Origin of the sequence: Kordiimonas sp. UBA4487 (genome assembly GCF_002389025.1) — a bacterium.
Lineage (GTDB): Bacteria > Pseudomonadota > Alphaproteobacteria > Sphingomonadales > Kordiimonadaceae > Kordiimonas > Kordiimonas lacus.
On the sequence record NZ_DGNR01000013.1, the window covers coordinates 91,379 to 107,913 of the forward strand.

Sequence of the window (16,535 nt, forward strand, 5' to 3'; positions counted from 1 at the left end):
GGCGGGCTTGATAAACAGAATTCCAGAAGGCCGGGCATGTCCCGGCCTTTTTCGTTGCAGATGGTGTTCATGGATGCTGTTTGCGAAGCTGGCGGTACGCCAAACAAGTTCAGCATGACAGCATCGCCTATGGGGCTTAAGCCAAAATGTGACGTCACCCTGAACTCGTTTCAGGGTCCATTCTTGAGGCCGCTCGTCCTATTTCAGGATTCGCGCAGCTTGAAGCGCTGCACCTTGCCGGTCTGGGTTTTGGGAAGTTCATCTATGAACTCAACTGCCCGGGGGTATTTATAAGGTGCGATGGTGTTTTTGACATGCACTTGCAGCTCACCAACCAGACCGTCCGATGCGGTCATGCCGTCCGCCAGCACCACGAAGGCCTTCACGATCTGGCCACGGTCTGCGTCCGGCACGCCGATCACCGCGCATTCGGCCACCGCGTCGTGGGTCAAAAGCGCGGCTTCCACCTCCGGCCCGCCAATATTGTAGCCCGACGAGATGATCATATCGTCAGACCGGGCAATGAAGGTGAAATAGCCGTCCTCGGATTGCGCATATGTGTCGCCTGTGACGTTCCAGCCCTTCACCACATAATTCTTCTGCCGGTCGTCAGCCATATAGCGGCAACCGGTGGGGCCCTTCACGGCCAGCCGCCCTTCGGCGGGCGGGGGCAGGATGTTGTCGTTCTTATCCAACAGGCAGGCCTGATAACCGGGCACAGCCTTGCCGGTACAGCCGGGGCGGATGTCTTCCTCGCGCGCAGAGATGAAAATATGGATCATTTCGGTGGCGCCGATGCCGTCCATCAGTTTCTGCCCGGTGCGCTTGAACCATTCGTCCCATGTGGCCTTGGGCAATGTTTCACCGGCGGAAACGCAAGCCCGCAGGCTCGAGGTGTCGAAATTCTCAAGCTCGCCCAGCATGGCGCGGTAGGCCGTGGGCGCGGTGAACATCATGGTCACCTTATGCTTCTGGACGCACGCCAGCATGGCTTGCGGGGTGGGCGCATCCGGCAGGGCAACTGCAGCACCAAAGCGCGCCGGGAACACCACCAGCCCGCCCAGCCCGAAGGTGAAGGCGATCGGCGGGGAGCCGCAGAAGACATCATCCGCAGTGGGCTCCAGAATATGGCGGGCATAGCCGTCGGCCATCGCCAGCACATCGCGGTGGAAATGCATGCAGGCCTTGGGCTGCCCGGTGGTGCCGGACGTGAAAGCCAGCAGTGCCACATCATCCTGTGCGGTCGCGACCGCCTCAAACCGGTCGCTGGCGTGGGCCATCAGAGCTTCCAGTTCCGCGCCTTCGTCGCCGAAACCAACCGTGCGCAGCCGCGTCCGGGTGCTTTTTTGGGCGGCTTTCAGCTCGTCCATCAAACCATTTTCGCTTAGTGCCAGCGCAATTTCAGCCTTATCGCAGATGGTCACCAGCTCAGGCGCGCGCAGCATCGGCATGGTGGTCACCGCCACGCCGCCTGCCAGCAGCACGCCGCACCAGGCGGCGATCATCATGGGCGTGTTGCGGCCGCGCAGTAGAACACGGTTTCCGGGCACAAGGCCCAAGTCATGCTTGAGCGCGTTGGCAATACGGTTTGCTTTGGCGGTCAGGTCTGCGTATGTCCAGGCGCCGCCCGACCACAGGATGGCAGGTGCGGCTGTCTTTCCCCCCGCCAGCAGTTCCCTGGCTGCATTCAACCGCTCCGGATACTGCAGCTCGGGCAGCTCGAATAGCAGGTCCGGCCAGTCTGCCTCATCGGGCAGATTGTCCCGGGTAAAATGGTCACTATGGGCACTATCAAACATCATTTTGGGCCTCCCCAGTCCCCAATAGGCTTGCTTCCTACTCTGACAACAGCTGCCTGGCGATCACCAGTTTCTGAACCTCTGACGCGCCCTCATATATGCGCAAGGCCCTGATTTCCCTGTATAATTCCTCAACCTTGACGCCTTTGGTCACGCCCATGCCGCCGAACATCTGCAGCGCCTTGTCGATCACAAGCTGGGCCTGGTCTGTGGCATGCAGCTTGGCCATTGCGGCTTCCCGGGTCACTCTTGGAGCGCCGCTGTCCTTGGTCCAGGCAGCCCTATATATAAGGAGGGCGCTGGCATCGATATCGAGCGCCATCTCGGCCAGGCGTTCCTGCGTGATCGGCAGGTCTGCGAGCGGGGCGCCAAACAGCTGGCGTTCGCCGGTGCGTGTCAGCGCTTCATGAAGTGCGCGTCGGGCAAATCCAAGCGCGGCTGCCCCAACGGTAGAGCGGAAGATATCCAGCGTTGCCATCGCCAGCTTGAAGCCAGCGCCGCGGGCACCCAGCAGGTTTTCCTGCGGCACATGGCAACCCTGGAAGAACAGCTTCGCCAGCGGGTGCGGGGCGATCACCTCAATCCGCTCAGCAATCTCAAGGCCAGGCGTATCCGCGTCCACCACCACGGCGGAGAGGCCGCGAGCGCCCGGTGCCTCGCCGGTGCGGGCGAAAACGCAGTAGAAATCGGCGATGCCGCCGTTGGAGATATAGGTCTTTTCACCGGACAGGCTGAATTCGCCGCCGGCGTCCTTGAGGGTGGAACCGAGCGCCGCCACATCCGACCCTGCTTCGGGTTCGGTGAGCGCGAAGGCCGCGATCTTTTCACCGGCTGCCACGGCCGGCAGGTAAGCCGATTTGATGGCGTCGGAGCCCGCCAGCGTGATGGCGCCCGAGCCGAGCCCTTGCATGGCGAAGGCGAAATCGGCAAGGCCGGAATGCCGCGCCAGTGTTTCGCGGATGATACACAGCGAGCGCACGTCGAGGGTTTCGAACATGCCGCCAAAGGCCTTCGGCACCGCGTACCGAAGCCAGCCGCCGTCTCCCAGCGCTTTCACCAGTGCGCGGCAGGTGCCATCCACATTCAGGTGGGCTTCTTCCGTATCTACAATTGCGGGCAGGGCGCTCGCCGCCCATGCGTCCAGTTCGTCCGCGAGCGTGCGGTGATGGTCGTCAAAGAACGGCCACGCCAGGAAGCTGCGGTCTGTTTTCATGGGTTTCATCAGTCGCCCTCGAATGCCGGTTTTTTCTTGGCCACGAACGCATGGTAGGCACGTTCGAAGTCCTTGGTTTGCATGCAGATGGCCTGGGCCTGGGCTTCGGCCTCAATGGCGGTATCCAAGCTCATGTCCCATTCCATATTCAGCTGGTTTTTGGTCATTCCGTTGGCGAAGGTTGGGCCGGAAGCCAGCCTTGCGGCCATGTCCTGGGCGTCCTTCATCAGGTCGGCTTTTGTGCTCAGCTTGTTGAAAAAGCCCCAGCGCTCGCCTTCTTCGGCACCCATGGTGCGCCCGGTGAACAACAGTTCCGACGCGCGGCCCTGGCCGATGATGCGGGGGAGGATGGCGCATGCCCCCATGTCGCAGCCCGCCAGGCCAACCCGGTTAAAGAGGAAGGCTGTCTTGGCGTCAGGTGTGGCGATGCGCAGGTCAGACGCCATGGACATAATTGCCCCCGCGCCGACGCAGATGCCGTCGACAGCTGCAATGATCGGCTGCGGGCAGTTCCGCATGGCCTTGACCAGATCGCCAGTCATCCGCGTGAACTTCAGAAGTCCCGGCATGTCCATTTCCACAAGCGGACCAATGATTTCATGTACGTCGCCGCCGGACGAGAAGTTTCCTGCAGCGCCTGTGACAACAATGGCTTTCACCTCAGGCACATAGACGAGTTCACGGAACATATCGCGCATCTCGGCGTAGCTCTCGAACGTCAATGGGTTCATGCGGTCCGGACGATTCAGCGTCACGGTGCCTACTCCACCATCGAAGTGCCAAAGGAAATGTTGGGGCTTAAAGCTTTCAGGGTTCATGGTCTATCCTCTCAGTCCTGGTTCAGCTTGGTCTGATCAAGCTTGTCCAGCAGATTTGCGACTTGCTTGTGGTCGTCAGGTGACAGATTGGCGAAGATTTCGCCGACCCACGATGCGTGGTCTGTGGCCATTTTTTCAAACAGCGTCCTGCCCTCTTTGGTGAGGCGGGCAGTGGCTGCGCGTGCATCCTGGGCACAGGGCGTACGCTCCACATAGCCTTCCTTGATGAGAGGGGTCATGACCTGGGTGACGTTGCCGTTTGAGACCATCAGCTGTTTCGACAGATCTGACAGCCGCACACCTGTTTCGGGCGCGCGGTAGAGGTTTGCCAGCACGTCGAAGCGCGACAGGGACACGCCGTATCCGGCGCTCAGGCGCGACTGCAGTGTCTTGCGAATCAGGTTGCTGGTGCCCAGAAGTTTCAGCCACGTGCGCAGTGCATCTTGTTCAACAGTAGAAATGGATGGATGATTTGCCATATTACATGATCTCCCCGCAGGCAACGGCGACGGCTTGGCCGTTGATGGCGCTGGCGCGCTCACCCGCGAGCCACAGGACGGTGTCTGCCACTTCTTCTGGCGCAATGAGTCGTTTTTCCGGATTGTGTTTGGTCAGGGCTTCAAGGGCTTCTTTTTCGCTACGGCCTGTTTTTTCGACAATGTTCTTGATTGATGATTGTACAATGTCGGTGTCGGTAAACCCTGGGCAAACTGTGTTGGCGGTAACGCCTGTGCCAGCCAGCTCAAGGGCAAGTGACCGGGTCATGCCAATAACTCCGTGCTTGGCCGCCGCGTACGCCGCCGTGTAGGCGTAACCTTTGAGGCCTGCAGTGCTAGCAATGGTGACGACTCGGCCGAAGCCGCGCTTTTTCATGGTCGGCAGGGCTGCGCGGGCACACAGGAATGCACCTGTCAAATTCACGTCCAACATGGCTTGCCATGTCGCGATGTCGGTGCGTTCAAAGGATGCAGTGGCCGCCGCACCGGCGTTGTTGACAAGGATATCCGGCTCATACCCTGCGGTTGTCAGGTGACTGAAGGCATGCTGAACGCTCTCTTCGCAGGTGACATCAAGAGGAACGAAGGCAGCGCCCTCAATATTGGCGGCTGCTGCTTCGAGTCTGGCTTTGGAGCGCCCGGCAAGCACCGGCGTGACACCTGCCAAAGCAAACGCTCGTGCAATGGTGAGGCCAATGCCGCTGCCGCCGCCCGTGATCAGTGCCGTTCGCTTTTCCACGCCAGACTCCCGAATTTGATTGTGAGTGAATTTATTTTAGCACTAAATTAAATAAGCATCAAGATTGCTTCTGATTGTCTTCCCAGCGACATATTTCGCCTTCAAATTGGTTCCGTGTCGTAAAGCAGGATGATGGTGACTTTAAGAATGTTGCTTTATGGCAACATGTCGGCCTATTAATTGGGGTAAAGGCTCAATTAACACTTTGTGCCGACAAACCAAACGGTTAGATGTGTATATTAAATCGCGTATTTAGTGGATTATTCAAGCTGAGTGTATTTGCGCCAGCAATCTACCAACTGGGGTAAGTTAGATGAAAAAAGAGATTTCCTATTTTGTAGCCACGAGCCTCCTGGCGACTACGGCCTTGGCGCCGGCAGCTTTTGGTCAGGACGAAAGCGCTGAGGGCGACCAAGTGATGTCCGTATACGAGCGCTACCGTCCGGATTACGATGCCCCGGGGATTCGCTCCGGTAGCTTCCTATTCTACCCTTCAATTGAGGCAGGTGGAAAGTTTGATTCGAATATCTTCGCCCAAGAAAGCAATGTGACCGATGATTTCATCGCGGTCATCAAGCCGACCTTCGCGCTGGTTTCTGACTGGAACACAGATTACCTGACAGTCTTTGCTGATGCGAACATCGCGCGGTATGCGGACAATGGTTCAGAAGATTACGAAGACTTCAACGTGGGTGCGTCGGGCCGTAAAGATATTTCCCACGGTACGGATATCCATGCCGATATCCTTTACATGGATGGTCATGAAGATCGTGGTTCCCCGGATGCAATCGGCAACCAGGTTGAACCAGCAAGCACTTCGACTTTCAAAGCTTCGGTCGGCTTCAAGCGTGACGTATCCATCCTTTCTGTTGCTGTCGATGCCACGTATGAGAAAAAGAATTTCGACGACGTAGCACTTAACGGTGGTGGCACTCTCAATAATGACGACCGTGACCGTGACCGCAAGACTGCCAAGGCTCGCGTTGGTTATGAACTTGCCGATGGGCGCGAAGCTTTCCTGCAAGGCACCATAGACCGTGTCGAATATGATAATTCCAAGGAAGACGGTGGCCCGCAGCGGAATTCAGATGGTGTGGAAATCGTTGGTGGTGCGGCGTTTGATCTGACCGGGTCAGTACGCGGTGAAGTCTACGGCGGTTACATGAAGCGGTCCTTTGATTCCGACACTCTCGGCGAGATCGACGGTATCAAGTTCGGCGCCGAGCTGCTCTGGAACGTCAGTGGCCTCACTTCTTTCACGGGATCGATTAAGCGGTCTATCGATGAAACCACTGTTGGTGGCGAAGATGCAAACGGTGTCTTTACGAATTCGTCGGGTATCGTAAGCACCCTGTTCTTTGGCCGTGTGGAGCATGAACTGCGCCGGAACGTGCTGTTGAACGCTCAAGCCAGCTATACGAAACAGAATTTCGAGCTGACAACGCGTGAGGATGACCTGATCAACTTCGGCGTGGGTGCGAAGTACCTTCTGAACCGGAATGTGAACGTTAACGTTGGCTACGATTATAGCTACCGTGATACCACAGCGCAGGGTCAGGATTACTCCCGTCACGCCTTCATGGTAAATGTGAAGGCGCAGTGGTAGCGCTTGCTATGCTGATTTGCTAGTATTAAGACTTGTTTTTACTGTTAGCAGATCAGGCCTTTAAGTATGCGTAATGTCATGAAAATCATCTTTCTATTAGCGAGCCTCATGGGGCTCGCTTTTTCTGCATCGGCCCAAGAGGCTTCCACCACCTCGGATACAGATGCTACTATTCGCTATGAACTCGGTTCAGGCGATCAGATACGCGTCATTGTTTACGGTGAAGAGGACCTCTCCGGCGAGTTCGAACTGGATGGCACTGGCATTATTTCCATGCCGCTCATTGGCGCGACAAGGGTCGGTGGCCTTGATCTTGACCGGGCAGAGCAATTGATCGCCGAAAAACTGGCAGACGGCTATCTTATCAATCCGCGCGTAAGTGTTGAGGTGATGAATTATCGCCCCTTTTATATCTTGGGCGAAGTGAAAAAGCCGGGCAGCTACCCTTTCGTCAATGGCATGACGATCCTGAATGCGGTTGCTTTGGCCTCGGGCTTCACTTACCGGGCGGCCAAGAAAAAGATAACGATTACGCGGAAAGTCGACGGGGTTGATACCGACATCGAAGTGACTGATGCGACCTTGGTTCTACCAGGTGATATAATCACGGTTCCTGAGCGCTTCTTTTAAAAACGCTCTAACGGGTTTCAGACAATGTATGACAATCAGTATGTGAAGCAGCAAGAGCTTAACGCTCCCGGCCATCCACCGTTGGGTGCTCAAGAAGATGAAATCGACATCAGGGCACTGGCGCTGGTATTGTGGCGCCGTAAATGGGTGATTGTAAACACAGCCATTTTCCTGATTGTGCTGTCGGCTATTGTCGTTTTTCAGTTGACTCCGCGTTATACGGCAAGCGCGATGCTGGCCATCGAAAGCCGACAAAACAGCGTTGTTGACCTTGAAGCTGTTATGTCCGGGCTTGGCACTGACCAGGCGGCAATTAAGACCGAGATTGACGTCCTGAAGTCCAGGCGTCTGGTTGGCAAGTTGGTCGATAGCTTGGATTTGACCAATGACCGTGAATTCAACGCCGAGCTGAATACCAATCGGTCCCTGCTATCGTATCTGAATCCACTCAGCTACATGTCGGACAGCTGGAAAGATGCAATCCTGGGGACCAAGCCGGACGCGCGGTCAGAGGAAGAAATTGCAGAAACCACACGGGCACGCGTGATTGATGCTGTATCCCAGCGCCTCGCTGTTTCCAATCCGCCTCGGTCCTATACTCTCAATCTGTCCTTCGAATCCGTTGATCCGAAAAAGGCTGCCCGGATTGTAAACCGGCTTTCCGATCTCTATCTCACTGACCAATTGGAAGTGAAGTTCGAAGCAACACAACGGGCTAACGAATGGCTGAACGAACGGGTGGCTCAGCTACGGGATAAAGTGCGCCAGTCTGAACAGGCTGCCCAACAGTTCCGCGAGCGTCACCAGTTGGTTCAGACACAGTCTGCTGGCCTGGTGAACGAGCAGCAACTGGCACAGATCAATACCCAACTTGTTACAGCAAGAACTGAATTGGCCCGCATTGAAGCCCGCCAGCGCCAGATTGAGCAAAATGTGGCGGACGGCAGGATCGAAGAGTCCGGGCTGATCGAGGTGTTACAGTCACCGCTCATTCAGCGCCTCAAGGAACAGGAATCAGGCGTTCAGCGAGAGCGAGCCGAACTCGCGACGCGGTATGGTCCCAAGCACCCGAAGATGCTCAACGTACAGGCGGAGCTCGCTGACATTCAGTCCAAGATTTCCTATGAAATTGATAAGATCGTCGCAGGCATTCGCGGCGAAGCCGAAGTCGCGGCTATTCGCGTCCAGACCTTGCAGCAGAATCTGGACAGCTTGAAAGCTGAAAGTTTTGAGGTCAGCCGTGCACAGGTACAGATGCGCGAACTTGACCGCGAAGCAGAAGCAAACCGATTGCTGTTGCAGACGTTCCTGACGCGTTTCAAGGAAACATCCAGTCAGGACGGGATGCAGCAAGCCGACGCGCGGATCATTGCCAAGGCAGATACGCCGCTGATAGCATCTTTCCCTAAAAAGAAAATGATCTTGGCTCTGGTCGGATTTGTTGGTGTTGCTTTAGGGGTCGGCTTGGCATTTCTGCTTGAGGCACTCGATAATGGCTACCGCAGCTTCGACCAGTTGCGGCAGGACCTTCAGTTGCGGTCTTTGGGTATGATTCCACTGGTTGACAAGTCCGCGCTTAAAAACATGAAGCCTGAGGAATATATCGCAGAGAAACCTAATTCCTCCTTCGCAGAGGCCCATCGCAATGTCCACGCGTCGCTTATGTTCAGCGGAAAGGACGGTAGCACACCGAAAGTTCTGGCGGTGACATCGTCTGTACCAGGCGAAGGTAAATCTACAGCGACGCTTTGCCTCGCTCAGATATTGGGCCGGACGGGCCTTAAAGTTCTTGTTGTTGAAGGTGACCTGCGCCGGCCGGTATTCCGGGAGCGGATGGGTGTCTCGAAAGAGAAACACCTGAGCGTGAACGATATCCTGACCGGGTCGGCTCAGGAATCTGGCAAGGATATTTTCAAGGACGAGGTTACTGGCATTCATCTTCTGTGGGCTGAACGGGTGGATGATCCACAGGAGCGCTTCACCTCTGCAGAATTCCGCCATTTCCTTGCGGAAGCGCGTAAGCGCTATGACCTGGTGCTTCTGGACACGCCGCCGATCATGGCCGTGGCCGACGCCATGATTATCGCTCGTCATGCTGAAAGTGTGATGTTTGTGATCCAATGGGAAAATACGCCGAAAGGTATTGTGAAAACTGCTGTCAAGCAGCTGGCGCAAACCCAGATACCGATTGCGGGGGCCGTATTGACCCAAGTGAACATCAAACGTCACCGTGGCTATGGATATGGCGATCAGGGATATTACTACGGCGGCAAGAGCGCCTACTATACCAACTGATGATCTGGGCGCCGCTGGCGCCCTTTTTCATGGCGGTAGGTGAAGTGTCCCGGTTCCCGGTTTTGGCGTGCGCAATACCCTTATCGCGACCAAAGCTTGCGCAATCATCTGATGCTGTGTGGGCTGAGGTTTCGGGAAATAAGGGAATGGCGGAGTCGGAGGGATTCGAACCCTCGAGGGCGTTGCCACCCAACACGCTTTCCAGGCGTGCGCCTTAAACCGCTCGGCCACGACTCCGTTTTCCAGTCCAGCAGGAAGGAAAAGCACCCCACATGGGTGGGGTATGCGGGGCGCACTATAGCTATATGAAACATAAAGGCAAGTGGAAATACGACGCTTTACGTCAGCCAGTTTGACATTTTTCTATGGCGCTGAAAACAAAGTGGAGGGGACATTGCTGGAACGCCTGAATCCAGCAGAAATACGCTGAGATTGCAGTCTTTACCTTAACGCGCTATTAACCATAAATCTTATCTTTGTTTTTACCTGCTTTCGCTTATGGTAAGGAGAAAGCAACAGAGTTGAAGGAGGATCGGGATGGTATTTGGGGTGCTCGCCGGGGGGCTTGAGAAGCACATGAAGACGATGCTGGCGCTTTTGTGCGCGGGGCTATTCATGGCAACAGCGGCGCCAGCCTATGCGGATGATATCAAGGGTTGGCAAAAAGAGATCGTCAAAAAGATTGTGAAGTCCCACATTTATCCACGTTCTGCCATCGCGCGGGAAATTGAAGGACGCGCGAAAGTGAGCGTGACCATCGACCGCACGGGAAAGATCACAGGGTTTGAAATTCTGGAGCCAACGGGTGAAAGCCAGCTTGATAACGTGATCCCGAAGATGATGGAAAAGATGGATCCTCTGCCAGCGCCGCCTGACAGCCTGCCGGACGGAAACCTGACCTTCACGATCCCGATTGCCTGGCGTCTGCAGTAGCCAGCCGACAGGACAGTTTAGTCAGAGGGGCCTTCAGGGCCCCTTTTTTGTGCCCACTACGGGCGGGCACCGAGCTTCCCTGCAACCTGATACCCTTTTGTATCTCTAGCCAGCGGAGCTTTCCCATGGCGGAATTCTCAATTCTCCTTTGCCATGGGATCGACACCGGCCAGGACTGGTTGTCCTTCTTGAAACCCTTACCCCTGACATCTTCCATGGTGATGGGGGTGCTGCGACAGGTGGTGGCCAGTCCGGCAATTTCAATCGACGCATAAAAAAAGAGCCCCGGTCAGGGGCTCTTTGGTTTTGTCTTTGGGGCGCCGGTCTTCCGGCCGTCCCTGCCTTACACTGCCTTATTCGGAGCGGATGGTTGCCAGGAAGGATTCCACCTGACCCCGCAGCTCGTCCGACTGTTGGGTCAGCAGCTGTGCGGCCGAAAGAACCTCGGTTGCCGCGCTGCCGGTCGAGGTGGCGCCCTGGTTCACCGCATGGATGTTTGAGGTCACTTCTTCCGTACCGGTAGACACTTCGCCGACGTTGCGGGCAATTTCCTGCGTGGAAGCGTCCTGTTCCTCTACGGCGCTCGCGATAGAGACAGAGGTGGATTCGATCTCGCCAATGATGCCTTTGATCTCGTCCATGGCCCGTACAGCAAGGTTGGTGGCCTGCTGCATGCCTTCCACCTGCTCGCTGATTTCCTGTGTCGCCTTGGCGGTCTGGTTGGCAAGCGATTTCACTTCGCTGGCCACAACCGCAAAGCCTTTGCCTGCGTCGCCGGCCCGAGCCGCCTCGATCGTGGCGTTGAGGGCCAGCAGGTTGGTTTGTTCGGCAATATCGTTGATCAGTTTCACAACGTCGCCAATCTTCTGGGCTGCGTCCACCAGTTCGGCCACGTCCTTGCCAGCATTCTCCGTGCGGGACACGGCATCGCGGGCTGCTGCGGAAGACTGGTTCGTCTGGCCGGTGATTTCGCGTACGGACGCAGAGAGCTCTTCGGCCGCACTTGCCACCATCTGGGCATTGGAGCTGGCCTGTTGCGCTGCATTGGCCACCACTTCGGATTTTTTCGACGTGTCGTCGGCGGTTTCTGCCATGCCGCGGGCCGCATTCTCCATTTCGGTTGCCGAATTGGATACGCCCTGCACAACGGCCATGACCGACGCTTCGAACTTGTCGGCCAGATCCAGCATCGCCTGACGACGTTCCTGACGGGCCGTTTCTTCGCGCTCCAGCTCGCGTTCGCGCTGGGCTTCTTCTTGTTCGCGCTTGCGGCGCTCTTCTTCTTCGGCGCGGGCACGCTCTTGTTCTTCGCGCTCGCGTTGCTCTGCTTCAAGCCGCTGCCGTTCGATAGCATTCTCTTTAAAGATCTGCACCGACCGCGCCATGTCACCCACTTCATCCTGTGCGTCAGCGCTGGGCACTTCCACTTCAAGCTTGCCTTGCGCCAGAACCATCATGGTTTGCGACAGGGCATTTACTGGGCTGACCACCCGATACCGAACAACCCAGAAGGCCAGGGCGCCAATACCTGCGACCAATACAAAGGTGAGGACAGACATCCATTTATTGAGCGTGGCTTGAGAAACCGCATCTTCATTCAGGCTTTTGGAGAGATTGCCTGCATAGATACTCATGCCGTTAACAGGGTTTGTTGCCCCGCGTGCCAGCTCAACCCATTCCGTCGGCGTCATGCCATAGTCGGCATTGATATTGCCTTCCAGGTCCATTTCTGCTGCGTCTGACGCGTCATAAATTGCAAAACGGGTTTCTTCGAATTCAAGGAAAAACTTCTGATCGATTGCGTCGAGAAGCGCCTGAATTTCGCCAGGCTTGGTATCTTCTTCGGCGATGGAAAGCGAATGCGCGATCCCAAGGACCTGGCTCCATGCTTCTTTGCCCTGACCAACATATTGGGCATTAAGGGTCTGCATCGCTGCTCGGATCTGGGACCCGGAAACAATGCTGCCGCCAAGGGCTGCAGATTCGCGGGTAGCATATTCAATCATTGCCCAAAGCTGGTGTTTCAGGAGGATAACCTTGCTGATCCGGTCGTCACCGAAATCATAGTTATTTTCCAGCATGGTGCGAACGTTTGCAGCTGCTTCGATCACTGCAGTGGTGGTTTTCATCGAATCCCGACCGCGCAATTGGCGATCTGCAGAGATGGTTCTCAGGTCGGCGTCAACTTGTGGGGCTTGTTCTTCATATTCCTTATAGGCAGCAAACAGGGCATCTTTGGCTTTTTTGAAGCGAGCCTCAGTTTGCTTCATCATCGCCTCGTTGTCGGCGACATCGTTGAATTCGGGCATGTCCTGCAAACCGTCGCGCACGTTGTCGAAGGCGTCCCTGATGGTGCTGCGCTGTAATTCGATCTGCGTCAGGAAAAAACTGTCAGCTTCGGTCCTGAAACCATATGCGGTGTTTGCAAGGCTTCGCTCTTCTGCCAGCGCCAACTTCATGCTCGAGATATGGTCGATCAATTCATTGACGGACATGGCATTTTCGGCCCGCTCGCTGTTGTCCAGAGCTGAACTGAACCTAAGCCCGGTAAGGATGATGATCATCACCATCAGAATGATAGTCACGAAAGCCAGCAGGTTTCGAATGCTGAACAAGTTGGTTTTCGTTGCGTTGGTATTATCAAGCGCGGCCATTTTTAAACTGCCCCTCTATAAATCAGAGATCCCGACTATGAAAAATTTAAGCTAAACCATTCCGATTCATTGCATATCACGGTTAATGAACCTTAAAGGCCTCACTTGTTTCGGATGAAAAATGATTCCATCCCTCCCCTATGGCGGAGTGTAACGCCAATATTCTTGTGATCAATAGCCGCGTTCTATAAAAGAACGGGGATTTTAAGGATTTAGGCGCTCATGACGCCATTGCGAAGGTTTGAATGACCAGGTTCGATGCTATTATCGTTGGCGGTGGTGCTGCGGGCCTGATGTGTGCCCGTGAAGCGGCCACCCGTGGGCGTCGTGTCCTTTTGATCGAACACAATAAGGGTCTGGGTGCGAAAATCCTGATCTCCGGTGGCGGTCGGTGCAATTTCACCAATGAAGATGCAGGGCCTAATGCCTACATCAGCCATAACCCCCATTTCGCGAAATCGGCGCTTAGCCGTTACACGCAGTGGGATTTTATCAGCCTGATCGCCAGCCACGGCGTGACCTGGCACGAAAAAACGCTGGGGCAGCTGTTTTGCGATCAAGGTGCGGGTCGTATCCTGAAGGTGCTGACAGACGAATGCCAGGAAAATGGTGCCAAAATCCTGACCGGTACAAAGGTGGACAAGGTCTCTTTCGGTGCCGGGGGCTATCGGCTTGAAACCAGCGCCGGTGTCTTTGAGGCGGAAAGCCTGGTGATTGCCACCGGGGGATTGTCGATCCCCAAAATGGGTGCCACAGGCTTTGCCTATGACATTGCCCGTCAGTTCGGGATGAAGATTGAGACGACTGAAGCGGCGCTGGTGCCTTTCACCTTTTCGGATGCAGACCTCGCTTTCATGAAACTGCTGGCCGGCGTTGCGGCAGACGCTGTTGTTTCCTGTGGCCGTACCAGCTTCGCGGAAGCGCTGCTGTTCACCCACCGTGGCCTGTCCGGCCCTGCAATTTTGCAGATTTCCAGCTATTGGCATCCGGGGGAGACGGTAACGGTCAATCTACTGCCCAAGTTGCAGGACAGTTTCGACTGGCTGCGCAAGGCGCGCGATGACCGCCCCAAAGCCGCGCTGAAGACCCTGTTGGGTGACCATTTGCCCTCTCGGCTTGCGGAAGCGATTGCCTCTGAGTGGCCCGGGCCGCTCGGTAGCTTGTCGAACAAGCAGCTTCAAGCCATCAGCGATCGCTGCAGTCGCTGGCAGCTGGTGCCCAGTGGCACTGAGGGCTTCAAGAAAGCTGAAGTGACACGTGGCGGCATCAGCACAGATGGGCTTAGCTCCAAGACCATGGAGTCGAAGAAGCAGCCCGGCCTGTATTTTATCGGGGAATGCGTGGACGTGACCGGCTGGCTGGGGGGCTACAATTTTCAGTGGGCTTGGTCGAGTGGCTGGGCGGCTGCGCAATATATCTGACATTTAAACATCTGAAATTTGACCGTCGAAATTGTCCGAAATCGAACATGCTGTATGTTCGAAAATGGACAGTTTTTATCCCATGCCACTCCTGAAAAACTGTTAAGTCTTTATAATATAATGATTTAATTAGTTGGCACGGCCGTTGCTACTATTGAGGCAACAAACAACACAACAACAACACGACGACAGCAAAATACAGGTTTCTGACAGGATCCGAAAAGGACAACCGACCTAAAGAACTTCAGGCCAAAAGGTTTCAGAAACGACAGCGAGGAGAAAATGATGACTATCTTGAACCATGTGGCAAAGCCCGAGCCAAAAGACAGCAAGAAAGCAGGCGTGGCGGTATTCACCGGTTTTAGCCGCCGGCGCCAACGCCGCTACAAATAATAACGATAACAAAGGAGGTCAGAGAATCCTCCAAAGACACTCAGCGAGGAAGTTTGAGCGGCCCGTATCCAAGCCACGGGACCGCTCATTTTTTTATGTCGTGAAGGCTGGGTACCCGGCTGGCAGCAGGGCTAGCCGCTTTTGAGTGGGTCATCACCCAGTTCAACAGGCCGTTTTGAAATGTTTGCACCAGAGCCCTCGGCAAATTTCTTCAGGACCAGGTCAGGGCCAGCCAGGATCATCAGCCCCAGTTGCTGTGAGCCTTGCCATTTCACCACTCCGGCAAATTCACCCAAGTCTTCAATATGCAGCATCAGCTCCGTGCCCATGGGAAATTCTTCTTCGCAGGTTACCAGCGTCCCGGCATGTGACACATCGCGGATCTCGCAGGGGTAGCTCAACTCCGCCTCGTCAATCAACGTGCCATGCCACAGGACCGGGAGCCTGTCGTCGCGGCGCTTGTCATCATCTGTCATTGCTGTTCCTCTGGCTCTCGGCAGGTCATGGCCTGGAATCAGGCTTTTTGACCAACTTTATCAGCAGGTTACCTGATTTTTTTGCCAAGCGAAAGCCGGTTGGGCTGGCGTTCGGGCGGAGAGGCGGCTAAAAGACTCTGACACCATGCGGCCTGTCGGCTGCTAGCGCACAATGCAGTCAAGCGAATGGAGTGAAAGCGTGAAAGCTCTGATGAACGGGATACGGTCTATTCTTTTCAATCTGACCTTTTATCCATTCACTCTAATTTTCTGCGGCTTGATCCTCGCGCCGATCAGCATGTTCGTATCGGAAGCCAAAACCCGTAAGGGTGTGGATTTCTATTGCCGCGGTTCCCTGTGGATTGCGCGTGTCTTTGGCGGGATCAGGCATGAGTATCGGGGTTTGGAGAAACTGCCCAAAGACGGCGCCCTGATCCTGGCGGCCGCCCACCAGAGCAACATGGACCCGATCATGACGTTCCCGTTGAGGAACGACGTGACGGCGCTTGCGAAAAGGCAGCTTTTTTCAGTGCCCTTCATTGGCAGGATTCTCAAAAAAATGCGGATCGTGCGGATTGACCGAGAATCTCGGAATGCGCACAAGGGCATGGATCAGGTGGCAAAGCATGTGGTGAACCTTGGTCGGCCGTTGATCGTTTATCCTCAGGCTACCCGTGTGCCGCCAGGGCAGACGCGCCGGTTGAAGTCAGGAGCATTCCATCTGCAGGAATCAACCGGCCTGTCGGTCTACACTGTTTCCACCAACACAGGGCTGTTCTGGACCAAGGGTTTTTGGCACCGGGCGGGGACCGCAGTGTTCGAAATTGACGGTCCCTTTGCGCCGGGTCGGACGAAGGAAGAGTTCATGGCGCTTCTGGAAGACAAGGTAGTTGACCGCTCCCATCAGCTGATGGTGGAAGCCGGTTATGAGCATTTAATTCCAAAAAAGACCAAATAACCCCAGCTTTTCCTCGGCTGCACAAAAGCTTTCCTCTCGGCTTTGTGAAGAATTTCTAGCGCGCTTTGGTCTTGTAGATGGCTGCCGCCCTCCTAAACTGTTA

At 55.5% G+C, this 16,535-nt stretch carries 13 protein-coding genes and 1 tRNA gene; 6 read left to right on the forward strand and 8 right to left on the reverse strand.

Going from position 1 to position 16,535, the window contains the following annotated elements:
- Positions 1–203 precede the first annotated feature (203 nt).
- From B3Z17_RS11885 to B3Z17_RS11905, 5 genes are read right to left on the reverse strand one after another with little or no spacing between them, the layout of a single operon-like run.
- A complete protein-coding gene (locus tag B3Z17_RS11885; RefSeq protein WP_286829977.1) occupies positions 204–1,802 on the reverse strand; it encodes an AMP-binding protein in 1,599 nt (532 codons plus the stop codon).
- Positions 1,803–1,836: 34 nt separating this feature from the next.
- Positions 1,837–3,021, reverse strand: coding sequence for an acyl-CoA dehydrogenase family protein (locus B3Z17_RS11890; RefSeq protein WP_286829978.1), 1,185 nt, complete (start codon positions 3,019–3,021; stop codon positions 1,837–1,839).
- The gene (locus B3Z17_RS11895; RefSeq protein ID WP_286829979.1) at positions 3,021–3,830 is read right to left on the reverse strand and encodes an enoyl-CoA hydratase family protein; all 810 of its coding nucleotides are present in this window, start codon (positions 3,828–3,830) and stop codon (positions 3,021–3,023) included. The genes B3Z17_RS11890 and B3Z17_RS11895 overlap by 1 nt, the downstream gene beginning before the upstream one ends.
- A gap of 11 nt (positions 3,831–3,841) precedes the next feature.
- Positions 3,842–4,309, reverse strand: coding sequence for a MarR family winged helix-turn-helix transcriptional regulator (locus B3Z17_RS11900; protein WP_286829980.1), 468 nt, complete (start codon positions 4,307–4,309; stop codon positions 3,842–3,844).
- A 1-nt stretch (position 4,310) separates the two neighbouring features.
- A complete protein-coding gene (locus tag B3Z17_RS11905) occupies positions 4,311–5,066 on the reverse strand; it encodes an SDR family NAD(P)-dependent oxidoreductase (protein WP_286829981.1) in 756 nt (251 codons plus the stop codon).
- A 313-nt stretch (positions 5,067–5,379) separates the two neighbouring features.
- Between B3Z17_RS11905 and B3Z17_RS11910 the strand changes: the two genes are divergently transcribed.
- From B3Z17_RS11910 to B3Z17_RS11920, 3 genes are all read left to right on the forward strand, one after another.
- Complete coding sequence (locus B3Z17_RS11910) at positions 5,380–6,672, forward strand: outer membrane beta-barrel protein (RefSeq protein WP_286829982.1); 1,293 nt, start codon at positions 5,380–5,382, stop codon at positions 6,670–6,672.
- Between the two features lie 78 nt (positions 6,673–6,750).
- The gene (locus B3Z17_RS11915) at positions 6,751–7,302 is read left to right on the forward strand and encodes a polysaccharide biosynthesis/export family protein (RefSeq protein WP_241493350.1); all 552 of its coding nucleotides are present in this window, start codon (positions 6,751–6,753) and stop codon (positions 7,300–7,302) included.
- Positions 7,303–7,326: 24 nt separating this feature from the next.
- The gene (locus tag B3Z17_RS11920) at positions 7,327–9,597 is read left to right on the forward strand and encodes a GumC family protein (RefSeq protein WP_286829983.1); all 2,271 of its coding nucleotides are present in this window, start codon (positions 7,327–7,329) and stop codon (positions 9,595–9,597) included.
- A 147-nt stretch (positions 9,598–9,744) separates the two neighbouring features.
- On the opposite strand, the gene B3Z17_RS11925 is transcribed toward B3Z17_RS11920, so the two are convergent.
- Positions 9,745–9,834, reverse strand: a tRNA-Ser gene (locus tag B3Z17_RS11925).
- A gap of 300 nt (positions 9,835–10,134) precedes the next feature.
- On the opposite strand from B3Z17_RS11925, the gene B3Z17_RS11930 reads away from it, so the two are divergent.
- Positions 10,135–10,530 (forward strand): energy transducer TonB family protein, encoded by a 396-nt coding sequence (locus B3Z17_RS11930; RefSeq protein WP_068301443.1) that lies wholly within the window; start codon positions 10,135–10,137, stop codon positions 10,528–10,530.
- A gap of 353 nt (positions 10,531–10,883) precedes the next feature.
- On the opposite strand, the gene B3Z17_RS11935 is transcribed toward B3Z17_RS11930, so the two are convergent.
- Positions 10,884–13,184: a methyl-accepting chemotaxis protein gene (locus tag B3Z17_RS11935; RefSeq protein WP_286829984.1), complete on the reverse strand. Its 2,301-nt coding sequence runs from the start codon at positions 13,182–13,184 to the stop codon at positions 10,884–10,886.
- A 245-nt stretch (positions 13,185–13,429) separates the two neighbouring features.
- Here B3Z17_RS11935 and B3Z17_RS11940 point away from each other — a divergent pair, with 245 nt between their 5' ends.
- Positions 13,430–14,605: an NAD(P)/FAD-dependent oxidoreductase gene (locus tag B3Z17_RS11940; RefSeq protein ID WP_286829985.1), complete on the forward strand. Its 1,176-nt coding sequence runs from the start codon at positions 13,430–13,432 to the stop codon at positions 14,603–14,605.
- A gap of 524 nt (positions 14,606–15,129) precedes the next feature.
- On the opposite strand, the gene B3Z17_RS11945 is transcribed toward B3Z17_RS11940, so the two are convergent.
- Positions 15,130–15,474 carry a PilZ domain-containing protein gene (locus B3Z17_RS11945; RefSeq protein ID WP_068301433.1) on the reverse strand — a complete coding sequence of 115 codons (345 nt, stop codon included), beginning with the start codon at positions 15,472–15,474 and terminating at the stop codon, positions 15,130–15,132.
- Positions 15,475–15,673: 199 nt separating this feature from the next.
- Here B3Z17_RS11945 and B3Z17_RS11950 point away from each other — a divergent pair, with 199 nt between their 5' ends.
- Positions 15,674–16,432: a lysophospholipid acyltransferase family protein gene (locus tag B3Z17_RS11950; RefSeq protein ID WP_286829986.1), complete on the forward strand. Its 759-nt coding sequence runs from the start codon at positions 15,674–15,676 to the stop codon at positions 16,430–16,432.
- Positions 16,433–16,535 lie beyond the last annotated feature (103 nt).